The sequence below is a fragment of the Frigoribacterium sp. AC394 genome (assembly GCF_979258095.1).
Genome location: NZ_OZ409834.1, coordinates 1,127,669 through 1,142,199, shown reverse-complemented (window position 1 = coordinate 1,142,199; position 14,531 = coordinate 1,127,669). Strand labels below are relative to the sequence as shown.

General features: G+C 72.6%; 17 protein-coding genes. 8 read left to right on the top strand and 9 right to left on the bottom strand.

The window, feature by feature from the left end:
- Positions 1–7: 7 nt before the first annotated feature.
- The 8 genes from ACZZY9_RS05235 (at position 8) to ACZZY9_RS05200 (ending at position 8,030) form a co-directional block, all read left to right on the top strand.
- On the top strand, positions 8–1,549 hold the full coding sequence (locus ACZZY9_RS05235) for a tripartite tricarboxylate transporter permease (protein ID WP_463463250.1): 1,542 nt from the start codon (positions 8–10) through the stop codon (positions 1,547–1,549).
- Complete coding sequence (locus ACZZY9_RS05230) at positions 1,546–2,550, top strand: sugar phosphate isomerase/epimerase family protein (RefSeq protein ID WP_463463249.1); 1,005 nt, start codon at positions 1,546–1,548, stop codon at positions 2,548–2,550. Before ACZZY9_RS05235 ends, ACZZY9_RS05230 begins: the two co-directional genes overlap by 4 nt.
- Positions 2,547–4,328, top strand: coding sequence for a dihydroxyacetone kinase family protein (locus ACZZY9_RS05225; RefSeq protein WP_463463248.1), 1,782 nt, complete (start codon positions 2,547–2,549; stop codon positions 4,326–4,328). The genes ACZZY9_RS05230 and ACZZY9_RS05225 overlap by 4 nt, the downstream gene beginning before the upstream one ends.
- A 3-nt stretch (positions 4,329–4,331) precedes the next feature.
- Positions 4,332–4,811: a ribose-5-phosphate isomerase gene (locus ACZZY9_RS05220; protein WP_243216509.1), complete on the top strand. Its 480-nt coding sequence runs from the start codon at positions 4,332–4,334 to the stop codon at positions 4,809–4,811.
- Positions 4,808–5,845 (top strand): 4-hydroxythreonine-4-phosphate dehydrogenase PdxA, encoded by a 1,038-nt coding sequence (locus ACZZY9_RS05215; protein ID WP_463463247.1) that lies wholly within the window; start codon positions 4,808–4,810, stop codon positions 5,843–5,845. Before ACZZY9_RS05220 ends, ACZZY9_RS05215 begins: the two co-directional genes overlap by 4 nt.
- Before the next feature lie 2 nt (positions 5,846–5,847).
- Entirely contained in the window at positions 5,848–6,600 is a 753-nt protein-coding gene (locus ACZZY9_RS05210; protein WP_463463246.1) for a triose-phosphate isomerase family protein, read from the top strand.
- Positions 6,601–6,650: 50 nt separating this feature from the next.
- A complete protein-coding gene (locus tag ACZZY9_RS05205; RefSeq protein ID WP_463463245.1) occupies positions 6,651–7,325 on the top strand; it encodes a GntR family transcriptional regulator in 675 nt (224 codons plus the stop codon).
- Positions 7,326–7,454: 129 nt separating this feature from the next.
- On the top strand, positions 7,455–8,030 hold the full coding sequence (locus ACZZY9_RS05200) for a GrpB family protein (protein ID WP_463463244.1): 576 nt from the start codon (positions 7,455–7,457) through the stop codon (positions 8,028–8,030).
- A 54-nt stretch (positions 8,031–8,084) separates the two neighbouring features.
- Here the strand turns inward: ACZZY9_RS05200 and ACZZY9_RS05195 are convergent, their stop codons facing one another.
- From ACZZY9_RS05195 to ACZZY9_RS05155, 9 genes are all read right to left on the bottom strand, one after another.
- Positions 8,085–8,312 (bottom strand): hypothetical protein, encoded by a 228-nt coding sequence (locus ACZZY9_RS05195; protein WP_192058901.1) that lies wholly within the window; start codon positions 8,310–8,312, stop codon positions 8,085–8,087.
- A 105-nt stretch (positions 8,313–8,417) separates the two neighbouring features.
- Complete coding sequence (locus tag ACZZY9_RS05190) at positions 8,418–9,389, bottom strand: AraC family transcriptional regulator (protein WP_463463243.1); 972 nt, start codon at positions 9,387–9,389, stop codon at positions 8,418–8,420.
- A 358-nt stretch (positions 9,390–9,747) separates the two neighbouring features.
- On the bottom strand, positions 9,748–10,359 hold the full coding sequence (locus ACZZY9_RS05185; RefSeq protein WP_463463242.1) for a histidine phosphatase family protein: 612 nt from the start codon (positions 10,357–10,359) through the stop codon (positions 9,748–9,750).
- A gap of 331 nt (positions 10,360–10,690) precedes the next feature.
- Positions 10,691–11,599 carry a DNA-3-methyladenine glycosylase 2 gene (locus tag ACZZY9_RS05180; RefSeq protein WP_463463241.1) on the bottom strand — a complete coding sequence of 303 codons (909 nt, stop codon included), beginning with the start codon at positions 11,597–11,599 and terminating at the stop codon, positions 10,691–10,693.
- A complete protein-coding gene (locus ACZZY9_RS05175; protein WP_463463240.1) occupies positions 11,596–12,255 on the bottom strand; it encodes a DNA-3-methyladenine glycosylase I in 660 nt (219 codons plus the stop codon). Before ACZZY9_RS05175 ends, ACZZY9_RS05180 begins: the two co-directional genes overlap by 4 nt.
- Positions 12,252–12,926, bottom strand: a complete 675-nt coding sequence (locus ACZZY9_RS05170) for a methylated-DNA--[protein]-cysteine S-methyltransferase (RefSeq protein WP_463463239.1) — start codon at positions 12,924–12,926, stop codon at positions 12,252–12,254. The genes ACZZY9_RS05175 and ACZZY9_RS05170 overlap by 4 nt, the downstream gene beginning before the upstream one ends.
- On the bottom strand, positions 12,923–13,423 hold the full coding sequence (locus ACZZY9_RS05165; RefSeq protein ID WP_463463238.1) for an RNA polymerase sigma factor: 501 nt from the start codon (positions 13,421–13,423) through the stop codon (positions 12,923–12,925). The genes ACZZY9_RS05170 and ACZZY9_RS05165 overlap by 4 nt, the downstream gene beginning before the upstream one ends.
- A 1-nt stretch (position 13,424) precedes the next feature.
- Entirely contained in the window at positions 13,425–13,961 is a 537-nt protein-coding gene (locus ACZZY9_RS05160; protein WP_243215699.1) for a methylated-DNA--[protein]-cysteine S-methyltransferase, read from the bottom strand.
- Between the two features lie 174 nt (positions 13,962–14,135).
- Positions 14,136–14,414 (bottom strand): acylphosphatase, encoded by a 279-nt coding sequence (locus tag ACZZY9_RS05155; RefSeq protein WP_192058888.1) that lies wholly within the window; start codon positions 14,412–14,414, stop codon positions 14,136–14,138.
- Positions 14,415–14,531 lie beyond the last annotated feature (117 nt).

The following is a 14,531-nucleotide window of genomic DNA, read 5'->3' as shown; positions in this document are numbered from 1 at the left end:
GACGACCATGCTCGACAACCTCGCACTCGGCTTCTCGACGGCCTTCACGCCCGAGAACCTCCTCTGGTGCTTCATCGGCGTGCTGCTCGGAACGATCATCGGGCTGATGCCCGGTCTCGGCTCGACCACCGGCGTCGCGATCCTCATCCCCCTGACCCTCACCCTCGAACCCGTCACGGCGCTCATCATGCTGGCGGGCATCTACTACGGCGCCCAGTACGGCGGCACGATCACGTCGGTGCTGATCTCGACGCCCGGCGAGGCCGCGAGCGTGGTCACCACGCTCGACGGCTATCAGATGGCCAAGAACGGCAAGGCCGGATCGGCCCTCGCGATCAGCGCCATCGGCTCGTTCGTCGCGGCGATCATCTCGCTCGCGCTGCTCATGTGGCTCGCACCTCCGCTCGCGGACCTGGCCCTCAACTTCGGACCGGTGCAGAACCTCGCGATCATGATCCTCGGTCTCGTCATCGTCGTCAGCTTCGCCGGGGGCTCGTTGTCCCGCGGGCTCATGATGGCGGCGGCGGGTCTGCTCATCTCCACCGTCGGGGTCGCGACCGGCTTCAGCGACGCGCGCTTCACCTTCGGCAGCATCAACCTGCTGAGCGGCATCCCCTTCATCGAGGTGATGATCGGTCTCTTCGCCGTCGGCGAGGTGCTGCACCAGATCCGACGCGGGGCCGACGCCCCCATCCGCACCCGGTTCCGCGACATGGTCATCAGCCGCGGCGAACTGAAGCGCAGCGCCGGTCCGATCCTCCGCGGCAGCGGCATCGGCTTCGTGCTGGGCATCCTGCCCGGCGCCGGCTCGACCCTCGCCTCGTTCATGGCGTACGGCATCGAGAAGCGCGTGTCGCCCCGCAAGGCGATGTTCGGCAAGGGCGCCATCGAGGGCGTCGCGGCGCCCGAGAGCGCCAACAACGCCGCGGCCAACGCGAACTTCGTGCCGACCCTCGCCCTCGGCATCCCCGGAGGCGGCACGACGGCGGTCCTGCTGGGCGCCTTCACCGTCTACGGGCTCCAGCCCGGCCCCCGCCTGTTCGAGACGCAGCCCACGCTGATCTGGGGTCTTCTCGTGTCGTTCTTCATCGGCAACGTGATGCTGCTGGTGCTGAACCTGCCGCTCGCGCCGGTGTTCGCCCAGATGCTGCGCATCCCCTACGGCTACCTCTATCCGATCATCCTGCTGACCAGCTTCGTCGGCGCCTACTCGGTCAGCAACAACATGTTCAGCGTCGTGCTCGTCCTGATCTTCGGGGTGGTCGGCTGGATCATGAAGGAGCTCGACCTGCCCATGGCGCCGCTCGTGCTGGGCCTCGTGCTCGGCCCGCTGTTCGAGAAGGCGCTCGTGCAGACCTCCGCCATCGGCCAGGGCAGCTTCCTCGTCCTGCTCCAGAGCCCGATCAGCGTCGGCATCCTCCTCTTCGCCGCCGCCCTGATGGTCGGCCCGAAGATCGCCGGGCGCTTCGCGGTCCGCCGCGGCCCCCGTGTCGCAGCGACCGACGACGCCGAGACGCGCGATCGCGCCCGGGAAGAGGCCGGACGATGAGCCCCTCGCGCGACGACTGGCCCATCGCGGCCGCGATGCTGCAGTTCCCGGCGGTCGACCGCGACGGCACGAGCACCCTCGACGCCGAGCCGGAGGCCTGGCGGGCCTCGTTCGAGGAGATCCGCGAGACGGGCTTCGACCTCGTCGAGATCAACGACAACTGGCTGCGGGTCGGCGATCTGCCCGGCCGGCGTCTCGACGAGCTGGCGGCTGCCGGCCGGGATGCCGGCGTCGACCTCACGAGCGTCTGCGTGGTGCGGTCGAGCGTCATCGACCCCGAGGTCGGTCTCGAGAACCTCGCCTACAGCCATCGCACCCTCGAGGCCGCGGCCCGTCTGGGGGCGGGGATCGTCTCCGTCGGCTTCCACCGGCCGCTCACGAGCGAGCAGCGGGATCGGCTGTGGTTCTGGACGGCGCAGGGCGAGATCGACGCGCCGGACGACCCCGAGAACTGGCAGCTCGCCGTGGCGCGGATCACGGAGCTCGGGCGGCACGCCGCTCAGCTGGGCCTGGACCTGACGCTCGAGATGTACGAGGACACCTATCTCGGCACCGCTGCCAGCTCGGTGCGCCTCGTCACCGAGGTCGGTCTGGACAACGTCGGTCTCAATCCCGACGTGGGCAACCTCGTCCGTCTGCACCGGCCGATCGACGACTGGCGCGAGACCCTGGCCGCCACCCTGCCGCACGCCAACTACTGGCACGTCAAGAACTACCACCGTGACGAGGACCCGGCGACGGGCGCCTACACGGCCCTGCCCGCCCCGCTCGAGCTCGGCCTCATCAACTACCGGCACGCCGTGCGCGACGCCGTCGAGGCGGGCTTCCGCGGCACCTTCGTCTGCGAGCACTACGGCGGCGACGGGCTCTCCGTCGCCGCCCTGAACAGGGACTACCTCCGCCGCGTGCTGCCCAGCGCCGAGCGGATGGCCGTCCTCGACGGGCGGGAGGCGCTGGTCGCCTCCGCCGTCACCGACCCGAGAGAGGAGATGGTGTCGTGACCATCCTCGACTACGACGCGACCACCTTCGCCGACGAGGCCCTGGACGGCTTCGCGGCGGCCCATGACTCCCTGCGCCGTGTGGAGGGCGGCGTCGTGCGGCGCACGCCCCTCGCGGACGGCCAGGTCGCCGTCGTGGTGGGCGGCGGCTCCGGCCACTACCCGGCCTTCGCCGGCCTCGTCGGTCCGGGCCTCGCCGCCGGTGTCGCCTACGGCAACATCTTCGCCTCGCCGTCCGCCGGTCAGGTGTGCCGTGTGGCCCGGGCCGCTCAGCGCGGCGGCGGGGTCGTGCTGTCGTTCGGCAACTACGCCGGCGACGTCCTGAACTTCGGTCAGGCCGCCGAGCGCCTCCGGGCCGAGGGAGTCGACGTCCGCGTGGTCGCGGTCACCGACGACATCGCCAGCGGCAGCCGCGACGAGATCGCCAAGCGTCGAGGCATCGCGGGCGACCTCACGGTCTTCAAGGTGCTCGGCGCCGCGTCCGAGGCCGGTCTCGACCTCGACCGCGTCGAGGAGCTCGGGCGACGGGCGAACGACCGCACGCGCTCGTTCGGCGTCGCGTTCTCCGGATGCACCCTGCCCGGCGCGACGGAGCCGCTCTTCACGGTGCCCGAGGGTCGGATGTCCATCGGCCTCGGCATCCACGGCGAACCGGGCATCGGCGAGGCCGACCTGCCGTCGGCCCGCGGACTGGCCGAACTGCTCGTCGGATCGCTGCTCGCCGAGGCCCCGGAAGGCGCCGGAGACCGGATCGTCGTCCTGCTCAACGGACTCGGCACCTACAAGTACGAGGAGCTCTTCGTGCTCTACGGCCACGTCCGGCGCCTGCTCGACGAGGCCGGCGTCACCGTCGTGCAGCCCGAGGTGGGCGAACTCGTCACGAGCCTCGACATGTCGGGGGTCTCGGCGACCTTCTTCTGGGTCGACGACGAACTCGAGCAGCTCTGGGGGAGCCCGGCCTCGAGCCCCGCCTTCCGGAAGGGAGCCGTGGAGGCGCGGGTCGACGACACAGGAGACGGCGCCGGTCTCGAGGCGCCCCCGTCGGTCGCCCCGGCCGACGACGATCGTCACGTGGGCGCCGGTCGGCCCCTGCTCGAGGGATTCGAGCACGTCGCCGAGATGGTCGTCGCCTCAGAGGCGGAGTTCGGCCGTCTCGACGCGGTGGCCGGCGACGGCGACCACGGCATCGGCATGGCTCGCGGCATCACCGCCGGACTCGCGTCGGCCCGCGCCGCCGTCGAGCGCGGCGCCGGCGTCTCGACAGTGTTCGCCGAGGCAGGGGAGGGCTGGGCCGAGCACGCGGGCGGCACCTCCGGTGCGCTCTGGGGCGTCTGCCTGACCAGCGCCGGCGCCGCCCTGGCCGCGGAACCCGACCTCCGAGACCCGCAGGCCTCCGCCCGGGCCGCTGCAGCGGGGCTCGAGGCCATCCAGCGCCTCGGCGGAGCCGAGGTGGGCGACAAGACCCTGGTCGACGCGTTCGTCCCCCTGGTCGATGCGCTCCGTCGCGCCGCCGACGAGGGGCTCGACCTGCCCGAGGCGTGGGTCCGCGCCGCAGCGGCGGCGAGCGAGGCCGCGGACGCGACCGCGCGCCTCCGGCCCCGACTCGGCCGTGCGCGACCGCTCGCCGAGAAGAGCCTCGGTCACCCCGACGCGGGCGCGGTGTCGTTCGCGCGCATCGCCGGCGTCGTCGCCCGCGAGGTCGCGGAGCAGGACGGCGCGACCTCAGCCGATGCCGGCACAGCCACCCCGACCGCGAACCCCATCCACCAGGAGGCCTGAACCGTGAACGAACCGCTGAGGATCGTCGTCGGCTGCGACGACGCCGGCTACGAGTACAAGGAGCGCCTGCGGGCCGACCTCGAGGGCGACGACCGCGTCGCGAGCGTGGTCGACGTCGGCGTCGGGCCCGACGGGCACACGGCCTACCCGCATGTCGCGATCGAGGCCGCCCGCATGGTCGCCGACGGCCGGGCCGACCGGGCCCTGCTGGTCTGCGGCACCGGGCTCGGGGTGGCCATCGCCGCGAACAAGGTGCCCGGCATCCGTGCCGTGACCGCCCACGACGGCTTCTCGGTCGAACGGGCCGTGCTCTCGAACGACGCGCAGGTGCTCTGCTTCGGCCAGCGCGTCGTCGGCATCGAGCTCGCCCGGCGCCTCGCCTCGGAGTGGCTCGACCACCGCTTCGACCCCACCAGCGCATCGGCCGCCAAGGTCGACGTCATCAGCACCTACGAGGCATCCCCGGAAGGATCCGCAGCATGACCGTCAGCACCCCCGCCTCCACCACCTCCGACCCCGCAGGCGGGCCGGCCCGCCGCCCCCGCATCGCCCTGACCCTGGGCGATCCCGCCGGCGTCGGCCCCGAGCTCGCGGCCCGCCTGCTCGCCGACCCCGCGAACCTCGAGGCGGCCGACATCGTGGTGCTCGCCGACCGCGCCGAGCTCGACGCCGCCGCGGCGGTCGTCGGCGTCACGATCCCGCTCAGCGACGAGCCGCGCCCCGGTTTCGCCACCCTCCTCGACGACGGGTCGGCGCCGGCCGAGCCCATCCCGCCGCGTCAGGTCAGCAAGGAGGCGGGCGAGCGCGCCCTGCATCAGCTGCGGCGCGCCATCGACCTGGCCAACGCCGGGGAGGTCGGCGCGATCGTGTTCACGCCCCTCAACAAGACGAGCCTGCACCTCGGAGGCATGTCCGAGGAGGACGAACTGCGCTGGTTCGCGAAGGAGCTGCACTGCGACGGCGTGACGAGCGAGATCAACATCATCCCGGGTCTGTGGACCGCCAGGGTGACGTCGCACATCGGCATCCGCGACGTCGCGGACCGCATCACGACGCAGGGCGTGGTCGACGCCGTCCGCCTGCTCGACGAGCTGCTGCGCGACTCCGGCGTCGCACGCCCCCGACTGGGCGTCTGCGGTCTCAACCCGCACAACGGCGAGAACGGCATCTTCGGCCGCGAGGAGATCGACGTCATCGCCCCCGGCGTCGCCGAGGCGGCGGCGGGCGGCATCGACGTCGTCGGTCCGTTCCCCTCCGACACGATCTTCGTCGGGGCGCGAGAGCGCTACGACGGCATCGTGACCATGTACCACGACCAGGGTCAGATCGCCATCAAGCTGCTGGGCTTCGACGGCGGGGTGACGGTGCAGGGCGGCCTGCCCGTGGTCATCGCGACCCCGGCGCACGGCACCGCCTTCGACATCGCCGGGACCGGCGTCGCGAGCGTCACGTCGAGTCAGCGCGCCCTCGACGTGGCCATCGCGGTGGCCGGTCGTCGGATCCTCCGTCAGTCCTGACCGTGCTCGTCGGCATCAGCACGAAGGCCTATCTGTCTCGTGCCCGCACCCTCGACTGGCTGGCGGCGGTCGCGGACCTCGCTCGGGGGCAGGCCGCCGTGCGGAGCGGCGCGGTCGAGCTCGTCGTGGCCCCCTCGACGCCGCTGCTGGAGGCGGCCGTGCGGCTGCTCGAGGGCACCGGCGTGCAGGTCATGGCGCAGGACGTCAGTCGATTCGCCGGAGGCGCGGTGACGGGTGAGGACGTCGCCTCGCTCCTCGCAGACGTCGGCGTCGCCTACGTCGAGGTCGGCCACGCGGAACGTCGCCGTCTGCTCGGCGAGACGGACGCCGTCGTCCGGGAGAAGATCGACCGGTGCCGCGAGGCCGGCCTCGTGCCCTGGCTCTGCGTGGGGGAGGAGGCGCGGGTCGGCCCCGCCGAGGCCGCGGCGTCGTGCCTGGCGCAGGTCGGTGCGGCCGCCGCCGAGCCGCTGGTCGTGGCCCATGAGCCCGTCTGGGCGATCGGCGCCTCGGAGCCGGCTCCGGTCGAGCACATCGTCGGTGCGGCCCGCGCTCTGCGCGCCGGTCTGCCTCCGACCACTCGCCTCGTCTACGGCGGCAGCGCGGGGCCGGGGTTGCTGACGCGGACCGCACCTGCGGTGGACGGTCTGTTCCTGGGGCGACGAGCCCACGACGTCGCCGCGGTGGCGAGCGTCCTCGACGAGGCGGCCCGCGCCTCCTGCCGGGCTCCGGACGCCTCCTCGGCACGAGGTCGATGACACCGCCTATAGGAAAGACGACACGCCCCGACGTGTGGAACACTGGTCGGATGCCACCCAGTGACGGCCCGCGCCGACCCCAGCGTGTCTCGTTGTCGGACGGCGTCTACGACGAACTGCTGCGCCGACTGTTCGACGACACCCTGCCGCCGGGCACGCCGCTGAACATCGACGCTCTGGCTCGCGACCTCGACGTGTCGCAGACGCCGATCCGCGAGGCGCTGGCGCGCCTGGAGTCGACCGGTCTCGTCACCCGGGCGGCACTCCGCGGCTATCGCGCGGCGCCCCTTTTGACGGGAGCCGAACTCGACGACCTCATGCACGCCCGGGGCGTCATCGAGCCCGCGGTCGCGCGGCTCGCGGCTCCTCGGCGCACCGACGCCTTCATCGACGCGCTCGGCGAGACCCTCACCCGGCTCGCCGAGGCGCCGAAGGGCCCGACCTTCGCGGAGTACCACGCGTACTGGGAGGCAGACGAGACCTTCCACGAACTCATCGCGCAGCAGGCCGCCAACCCGTTCCTGCACCGGGCGTTCGACTCGCTGGGTGGTCAGGCGCAACGGTTCCGCATGTTCGGCGGGCTCGGCGTCAGCGATGCCGACCACGCCATCCGCGAGCACCGGGCCGTGCTCGAGGCCCTCGACTCGGGAGATGCCGACGCGGCCGAGGCGGCCATGCGGGCGCATGTCGCGGCAGTACGCGGCCGGGCCGCGGCCGAGGCCTGACGACGGCTCCCCGCGCACCGTCGGGTCGCGACTCGTCGGTGAACCGACCCGGCTGACCGCTCCGTCCCGCTGTTGCACCGCGCCGCCGACTGGGTTACGTTGTCCGGCTGGCCGAAGCGGAGGATGCACATGGCGACGAACAGCGGGAACCCGCGCCGACCGGATGTCACGACGCTCGAGCTCGTCGGCGGCCCGCAGCCGCTCCACGTGACGCTCGAGCCGTACGACCCTCGATGGGCCGCCGACTTCGCCGTGCACCGCGACCGGATCCTCGAGGCGCTGCCGGGGCAGGAGATCGAGGTGGACCACATCGGATCGACCTCGGTGCCCGGCCTGGCTGCCAAGCCGATCATCGATCTCGTGGTGGTCGTGGCCGACATCACGGCGGAGGAGGACTACCTCGAGCCCCTGCTCGCCGCGGGGTACGAGCTGCGGGTGCGCGAGCCGGGGCACCGACTCGTGCGGACGCCAGCTCGCGACGTGCACGTGCACGTCTACCGACGCGGGGATCCTGCGGTCGACGACTACCGCCTCCTGCGCGATCGTCTCCGCTCCGACGCCGCCGACCGCGCTCTCTACGAGTCCGTGAAGCAGGGCCTCATGACTCGCGGCTGGAGCGACTCGAACGACTACGCCGACGCGAAGGACGAGGTCATCGCCGCGATCAAGACCCGGGCTCGAGCCGCCCGCGACGCCCTCCGCTAGCGGCCCAAGACCGGCGCGCAGGCGCAGGCGGGCATGCGCGCGGCTGCGGGGCGCTCAGGCCGAGTTCTGGCCGCCGGCCGACCACGACATGCCGCCGGCCTCGCCGCGAGGGCCGGCCTGCTGCCGCTCGGCGTCGGCGTGAGCACGCACGCCGGCCCCGGGGTCCGCCTCGTCGAGACGGGCGGCGACCGCGCGGTCGCGGCGCTCGCGGACGACGATGGCGATGGTGGCGGCGACGATGCCGACGACCACCAGGGCGATGACGACGATTGCGGTGTTCATGTGACCAGTCCCCTCGATCGGTCCTGTCACCCTAGCGAGCAGGGCCAGCCGCCACCAGGGCCGTCCGCGTCCCCCCCCCGCCCCCGAGGAGGCGCGGTGCGGCGCTCAGAAGCGGCGCAGCGTGGTGCGCGGGTACTCGCCGAACCGAGCGGCGTACGCGGCCGCGAATCGGCCGAGGTTGCCGAACCCCCAGCGCCGTGCGACGTCCGACACGCGGGCGGTGCCCGGCGGCGACGTGAGCAGCTCGGCGTGCGCGCGGTCGAGTCGCACCTGCCGCAGGTAGTTCGTCGGCGACGATTCGAAGTGCTCGTTCATCGCCAGCTGCAGGGCCCGCGGGCTGAGCCCCGCCGCTCGCCCGATGTCGGCCGGCGTGATGGCCTGACCGGCGTGGGCGTGGATGTACTCCGCGGCGAGGCGCACCTTGACGCCGCGCTCGGTGCGGACGCTCGCGGGCAGGTCGAGCGGCCGCCACGGGAACAGCTCGAGCATGGCCCGCACGATGCTCAGCTGCGACTCGAGGCGCAGCAGCGGCTCGGTGGCCGAGTCGACGATGTTCGGGGTGGCCGCGGCGGTGACCGACCGCCACCGTCGGAGGGCGGCGGCGGAGGGGGCCGTCGTGTGGTCGAAGACGATGCGCTGCGGTGGTCCGTCGTGCAGATCGGCGGCGGTCTCCTCGAGGAAGTCCCGGCCCACGCGCACGAGCTGACTGTGCCGGGGGGTCAGCGAGAACGAGTACGGGTCTTCAGCGGGCACCAGGAAGGGATCGGCGCCATGGCTCGTGAAGGTCCGCCCACCATGGTCGATGGTCGCGCTGCCGCGACGGAACCACATGAGCGCGTACTGCTCGGGATACGGCACGGTGCCCTGCAGATAGGCGGTGAAGCGCGTCGTCTGGAGCCCCAGCCGCGAATCGCCGACGGTGACGTAGTGATACGAGAACGGCTCGTCGGCCAGCCGCGCCCGGAAGTCGCGGCCGCCGTGGCGCGACGAACGCACCCGCACCGCCTCGGCCAGGTCCGTGCCGGACTCCTCATGACGAGAGAAGGTCGAGAGAGGGGCGGGGGAAGTCGTTGGCATCTGTGTCCGGGAGGCGCGGGGCGAGCTGTGAACGAGGCGAGCCGCCTGAGGCGAGGCCGGCGGGGAGGGTCGCGCCTCCGCTCCCTGCCCGTGCAAGCTCGGTCGGAGGTGCGACCCGCCGAGCCATCGAGATGGTCGGCACCCTTCGAAAATACGTCGCCGAACGGCCGGTGACAAATCAAGAAAACCCCGGTCAGTGGTCGATTTTGCCTAGTCCCTCTAGGTACGTCCTCTGACCGGCGCTTTCGGCGATCCGTTTCAGCGGAGTGCGCTTCGGCGCCATGGCCGAAAAACGAGGACCCCGACAGGAGGCGCGGGCCTGGCTCGATGAGAGCTCGTACGACTCGACCGACGACGCTCAGTGCGAGAGCGGGTCGCCGTCCCACGAGACGGCGACCCAGCCCCGGTCGGGCGTCCCCTCGAGGGCGACCACGCCGGTGTTGCGGAGCCCGTGGGTGCGGCTGAACTCGGCGTCCAGATTGTCGGCGGTGTTCGCCGCCCAGACGCAGATGGCGGCCTCGTGCGAGACGATCACCGCGGTGGACGCCGGGCCGGTGGCCGAGACCACCGAGGCGACGGCGGCGTCGTAGCGGGCCACGAACTCGCTGCCGCTCTCACCGCCGGGGATGCGCGCATCGCGGTCCGTCCACCACTTCTGCATGGTGCCCATGTAGCCGGGCAGGGCGTCGGCGTACGAGAGGCCCTCGAGGTCGCCGGCGTCGATCTCGAGCAGGCCGTCGAGCTCGCGATGCGGCACGCCCAGCCCTGCCGCGGCGACGGCGGCGGTCTCGGCGGCGCGGAGGGCCCGTGACGAGTGCACGGCCGTGATCGGCTCGCCAGCCAGTCGACCCGCCAGGGCTCGAGCCTGATCGACGCCGACCGGCGACAGGGGAGGGCCGGGCGGCCGCGAGCCGATCGTCTGGGCGACGTTGTCGGCGGTCTCGCCGTGGCGGATGAGGAGGAGTCGCATCGGTGCTCTCGGTCGGCTCGGGGGTGGTCGACACGTCGACACCTGTCGGGTCTCCAGGATGTCCGAGATCCCTGCGGCTGTCATCTCGCCCGGTCCACCTCTCCCGACCGAGGAGTGCGAGTCCGCGGTCTCACGAAGAGAGATGAGGGGCACGGTCGTGGCGATGCCGCCGTCCGTGCCCCTCGTGCCGATGTTGTCGCAGTTGAGCTTCACGGGCAGGGATGCGAGCAACACCGGCCAGAGAAGACGAAAGAAACGCCTTCGACCCGTATGACGCTACGCGCCGCGGCGGTGACCGGCTCCCAGGTTCCGCGCGCGGTGCGCTGGGCGGCTACGTCGCCGTCGCCGGCGTCGGCGCCGTCGCCGCGGGTGCGGTGGGCAGCACGGCGGCCCAGAGGTGGAAGAGCGCGTAGGCCCGCCACGGCGACCAGGCGGCACCGGCGGTCTCGGCCTGTCGCGTGGTCAGGCCGCCGAGCACGCGCCGCAGTACGAGGTCGCCGGCGGGCCAGGCGTCGCGGTCGCCGAGGGCGCGGACGGCCAGGTAGTCGACCGTCCACGGGCCGATGCCGGGGACGGCCAGCAGCCGGCGCCGCACCTCGGTCGTGTCGTCGCCCGGTGCGATGACGAGACCGTCGGCGACGGCCGCGGCGAGGGCCTGCACGGTGCGCGCTCGACTGTTCGTGATGCCGACGGCGGATCGCAGCTCGTCGACGTCGGCGGCGGCCAGGACGTCGGCCCGGGGGAACCTCGTCAGCCCGGTGCCCTCGACGGGTCTTCCGTACGCCTCGACGAGTCTCCCGCTGAACGTGCGGGCGGCCGCCAACGACACCTGCTGACCCAGCACCGTGACGACGGCGGTCTCGAAGCCGTCGGGGTTGCCGGTGATGCGGATGCCGGGTCGTGCCGTCACCAGGGGGCCGAGCACGGGGTCGCCTGAGAACCCGTCGTGCACGGCGGCGATGTCGGCGTCGAGGTCGAGCCATCGGCGGACGACCGTCTCGAGCTCGGCGAGCACCCTCTCGTCGTCGGTCTGCACGTCGACCGAGACGCCGTCGGCCGTGAAGGTCAGATCGACCCGGTAGGAGGCGCGCGAGGCCCCGTCGCCCGCCTCGACCAGCCGCGAATGCGAGGCCGCGCCGATGTCGGTGGCCTCGGCCCCGGGGATGCTGTGGGCCGCGAGCAGACCCACGGCGTGCCGGTGGTCGTACTCGCCGACCGCCCGCACGACGAGACGCGTCACGACTCGTGGCCCGGAGCCGAGGCGGTCTGTCGGTCGCCCGGGCGCGGGGCGTCGCCCCAGACGCCTGAGGTGCCGCGTCGGTGGCTGCCCACGAGGTGCGTGTCGACGAGCCCCGCGGCCTCCATCAGCGCGTGCATCGTGGTCGGCCCGACGAAAGTGAACCCGCGCTTCTTGAGGGCCTTCGACAACGCCACGGACTCGGGCGACGTGGTGGGCACGTCGGCCATGGTCTGCGGAGTCGGGGTCTCGGCCGGTCGGAACGACCAGACGAAGTCGACCAGGCCCTCGTCGGCGCGGAGTCCGACCACGGCTCGCGCGTTCTGGATGGTCGCGTCGATCTTCAGCCGGTTGCGGACGATCCCCGCGTCGCCCATCAGTCGAGCGCGATCGGCGTCGTCGAAGTGCGCCACCGTGTCGGGGTCGAAGTCGGCGAACGCGGAGCGGAACGCCGGGCGCTTGCGCAGGATGGTCGCCCATGAGAGGCCCGACTGGAACGCCTCGAGACTCAGTCGTTCGAAGAGCCCGCGTTCGTCGCGGACGGGCATGCCCCACTCGTTGTCGTAGTACTCGCGCATCAGAGGGTCGGTCGAGGCCCAGACGGGTCGTGCGAGCCCGTCGTCGCCGATCACGACCGAGGGATCGTCGGCGGGGCTCACGACGTGGCCTCGAGCGCGAGAAGGGTCTGCTTGGCGGCCATCCCCCCACGGTAGTTCCCGGGGGCGCCGTCGCTCCGCACGACCCGATGGCACGGGACGACGACGGGCAGCGGGTTCGTCGCGCAGGCGGTGCCCACGGCGCGGACGGCCTTGGGGCTGCCCGAGGCCCGCGCGACCGACGCGTACGACTCGGTCGCCCCGTAGCCGATCTCGGGCAGATGCTCGAGCACGGTGCGCTGGAACCCCCTCGACAGCCGGCGGTCGAGCGGCAGATCGAACGACCGGCGCTCGCCGCGGAAGTACTCGTCGAGCTGACCCGCCGCCGTGTCGAGTGCGTCGGGCGCCTCGATGATCCGCGGGCTGATGACCGCGGCCAGCCGGTCGAGCACGGTGTCGAGCCCCTCGACGTCGAAGGCGATGCGCACGATGCCGACGGTCGTCGTGCAGACCATGAGCCGGCCGACGGGGGAGTCGACCGTGCGGTAGGCCACGTCGACGGCGTCGGCGTCCATCGCCGAGCGCACGAAGCGGGCGTGCAGGGCGGCGAGACGGTCGTCGCTCGGAGCGAAGCCACCGAGCCGCTGCCGCAGCACGGCATCGAGCTCGGGTGCGGCCGACCGCGGGGCCTCGCCTTCGGGGATGCTCGCGGCGGTGTCTGGTGTGTCGGTCATGGGGCCCCTGACGGTGCTCGCGGGTCGGGTGGGCTGAGGAGGAGTCGGAGCCGGGCGATGCCGTCGGCCGAGGCGCGGCGGGCGGCGGCGGGGGTGATGCCGGTGAGCTCCGCCGCCTCGGCGTGCGAGAGCCCGACGAGGTGGTGGTGGACGACGGCCCGGCGTTGACCGGGAGGCAGACGGTCGAGGGCGCGGATCAACTCGTCGCGCCGGGCCAGCGCCTCGTCCGCCGGAGGCGCGGGTCGCCGCTCGGGCACGACCTCGACCGGCTGCGGACGACGTGTCGTGGCCCGCGCGATGTCGATCGCCTTGCGGTGCGCGATGGTCACCAGCCACGCCTCGACGTTGGCCGTCTCGGGCAGCGAGGGGTAGGCGACGAGGGCTGCGACGAACGTCTCGGACCAGGCGTCGTCGGTGTCGTGCTCGTCGAGCACCGCACGGCAGACGCGCCACACGGTGGCCCCGTGCATCTCGACGACGCGGGCGAACGGCAGCACGTCAGAACAGGCGGCCCGAGGAGGCGCTCTCGGGCTCTTCGAGATCGAGCAGCCGCCGCTTGCGGTCGAGACCCCCGGCGTAGCCGACGAGGGCACCGGCGGCGCCGACGACCCGGTGGCACGGCACGACGATGCTGAGCGGGTTCAGCCCGTTGGCCGCCCCGACGGCCCGGGCGAGGCCGACGTCGCCGAGCTCTCGCGCCAGCTGGCCGTAGCTGCGCGTCTCGCCGTAGGGGATGTCGCGCAGCAGGGCCCAGACCCGTCGGCGGAACTCGTTGCCGCGCGGCGCCAGCGGGAGGTCGAATCGACGACGCTCGCCCGCGAAGTACTCGCCGAGCTGGTGCTCGACCTCGTCGAAGTCGACGACCCCGACGCCCGTCGGCGACGCCCGCCCGAAACCGGCCGGGTCGGGGAGGTTGCGGTGCTCGGCGAAGTACAGCCCGGCGAGGCCGTCTTCGGAGGCCACGAGCGTGAGATCGCCCAGCGGGCTCGGCACGGTCGTATGGACGGTCGGCGGCAGGTCTGTCTCGGTCGTCACGGTCGGCTCCTCACCCTCGGCGATGCTACTCACCCTGTAGACGGTGCTCGACCCCCGTATGTGAGGTGCCGGTCGGAGATCGTCGCCGCGGTCCGTGCGCGACCCGCGCTGCAGTCCGAGGGCGACCCCCGGCGACGCGCGAGCCGAGGCGTCGCGCGAGCCGAGTCGTCGACGTCAGCGCCGGGTGGTGAACTCCGTCTCGCCGATCGGACCGAGCTCCCGTACCTCGACGGAGTCGACCGTCGCCCCCTGCGGGCCCTGCTCCAGCCATTCGAGCATCAAAGCGACGCGGTCGGGTCGCCCCTCGATCTCCACCTCGACGTCTCCGTCGGGCAGGTTGCGGACGAAACCGCCCACGTCGAGGCGATCGGCCTCGCCCTCGGTCGAGAAACGGAACCCCACACCCTGCACGAGGCCGTGCACGAGTGCCCGGCGTCTGATCACGTCGTCCATCGCTCGACCGTACCCGCGCCTCCTCGGCCTCGCCCTCGCCCTCGTCACTCGCCCGGACGTCTCACCCCGCCACGATGTGAACATCACGCCACGAGAAGACATGGCGGGATATTCATT

Bases quoted from the DNA above. Each gene is read 5' to 3' on its own strand.
- ACZZY9_RS05235 (WP_463463250.1), top strand. From the start codon at position 8: ATGCTCGACAACCTCGCACTCGGCTTCTCGACGGCCTTCACGCCCGAG.
- ACZZY9_RS05230 (WP_463463249.1), top strand. From the start codon at position 1,546: ATGAGCCCCTCGCGCGACGACTGGCCCATCGCGGCCGCGATGCTGCAG.
- ACZZY9_RS05215 (WP_463463247.1), top strand. From the start codon at position 4,808: ATGACCGTCAGCACCCCCGCCTCCACCACCTCCGACCCCGCAGGCGGG.
- ACZZY9_RS05205 (WP_463463245.1), top strand. From the start codon at position 6,651: ATGCCACCCAGTGACGGCCCGCGCCGACCCCAGCGTGTCTCGTTGTCG.
- ACZZY9_RS05200 (WP_463463244.1), top strand. From the start codon at position 7,455: ATGGCGACGAACAGCGGGAACCCGCGCCGACCGGATGTCACGACGCTC.
- ACZZY9_RS05195 (WP_192058901.1), bottom strand. From the start codon at position 8,312: ATGAACACCGCAATCGTCGTCATCGCCCTGGTGGTCGTCGGCATCGTC.
- ACZZY9_RS05190 (WP_463463243.1), bottom strand. From the start codon at position 9,389: ATGCCAACGACTTCCCCCGCCCCTCTCTCGACCTTCTCTCGTCATGAG.
- ACZZY9_RS05185 (WP_463463242.1), bottom strand. From the start codon at position 10,359: ATGCGACTCCTCCTCATCCGCCACGGCGAGACCGCCGACAACGTCGCC.
- ACZZY9_RS05170 (WP_463463239.1), bottom strand. From the start codon at position 12,926: ATGACCGACACACCAGACACCGCCGCGAGCATCCCCGAAGGCGAGGCC.
- ACZZY9_RS05155 (WP_192058888.1), bottom strand. From the start codon at position 14,414: ATGGACGACGTGATCAGACGCCGGGCACTCGTGCACGGCCTCGTGCAG.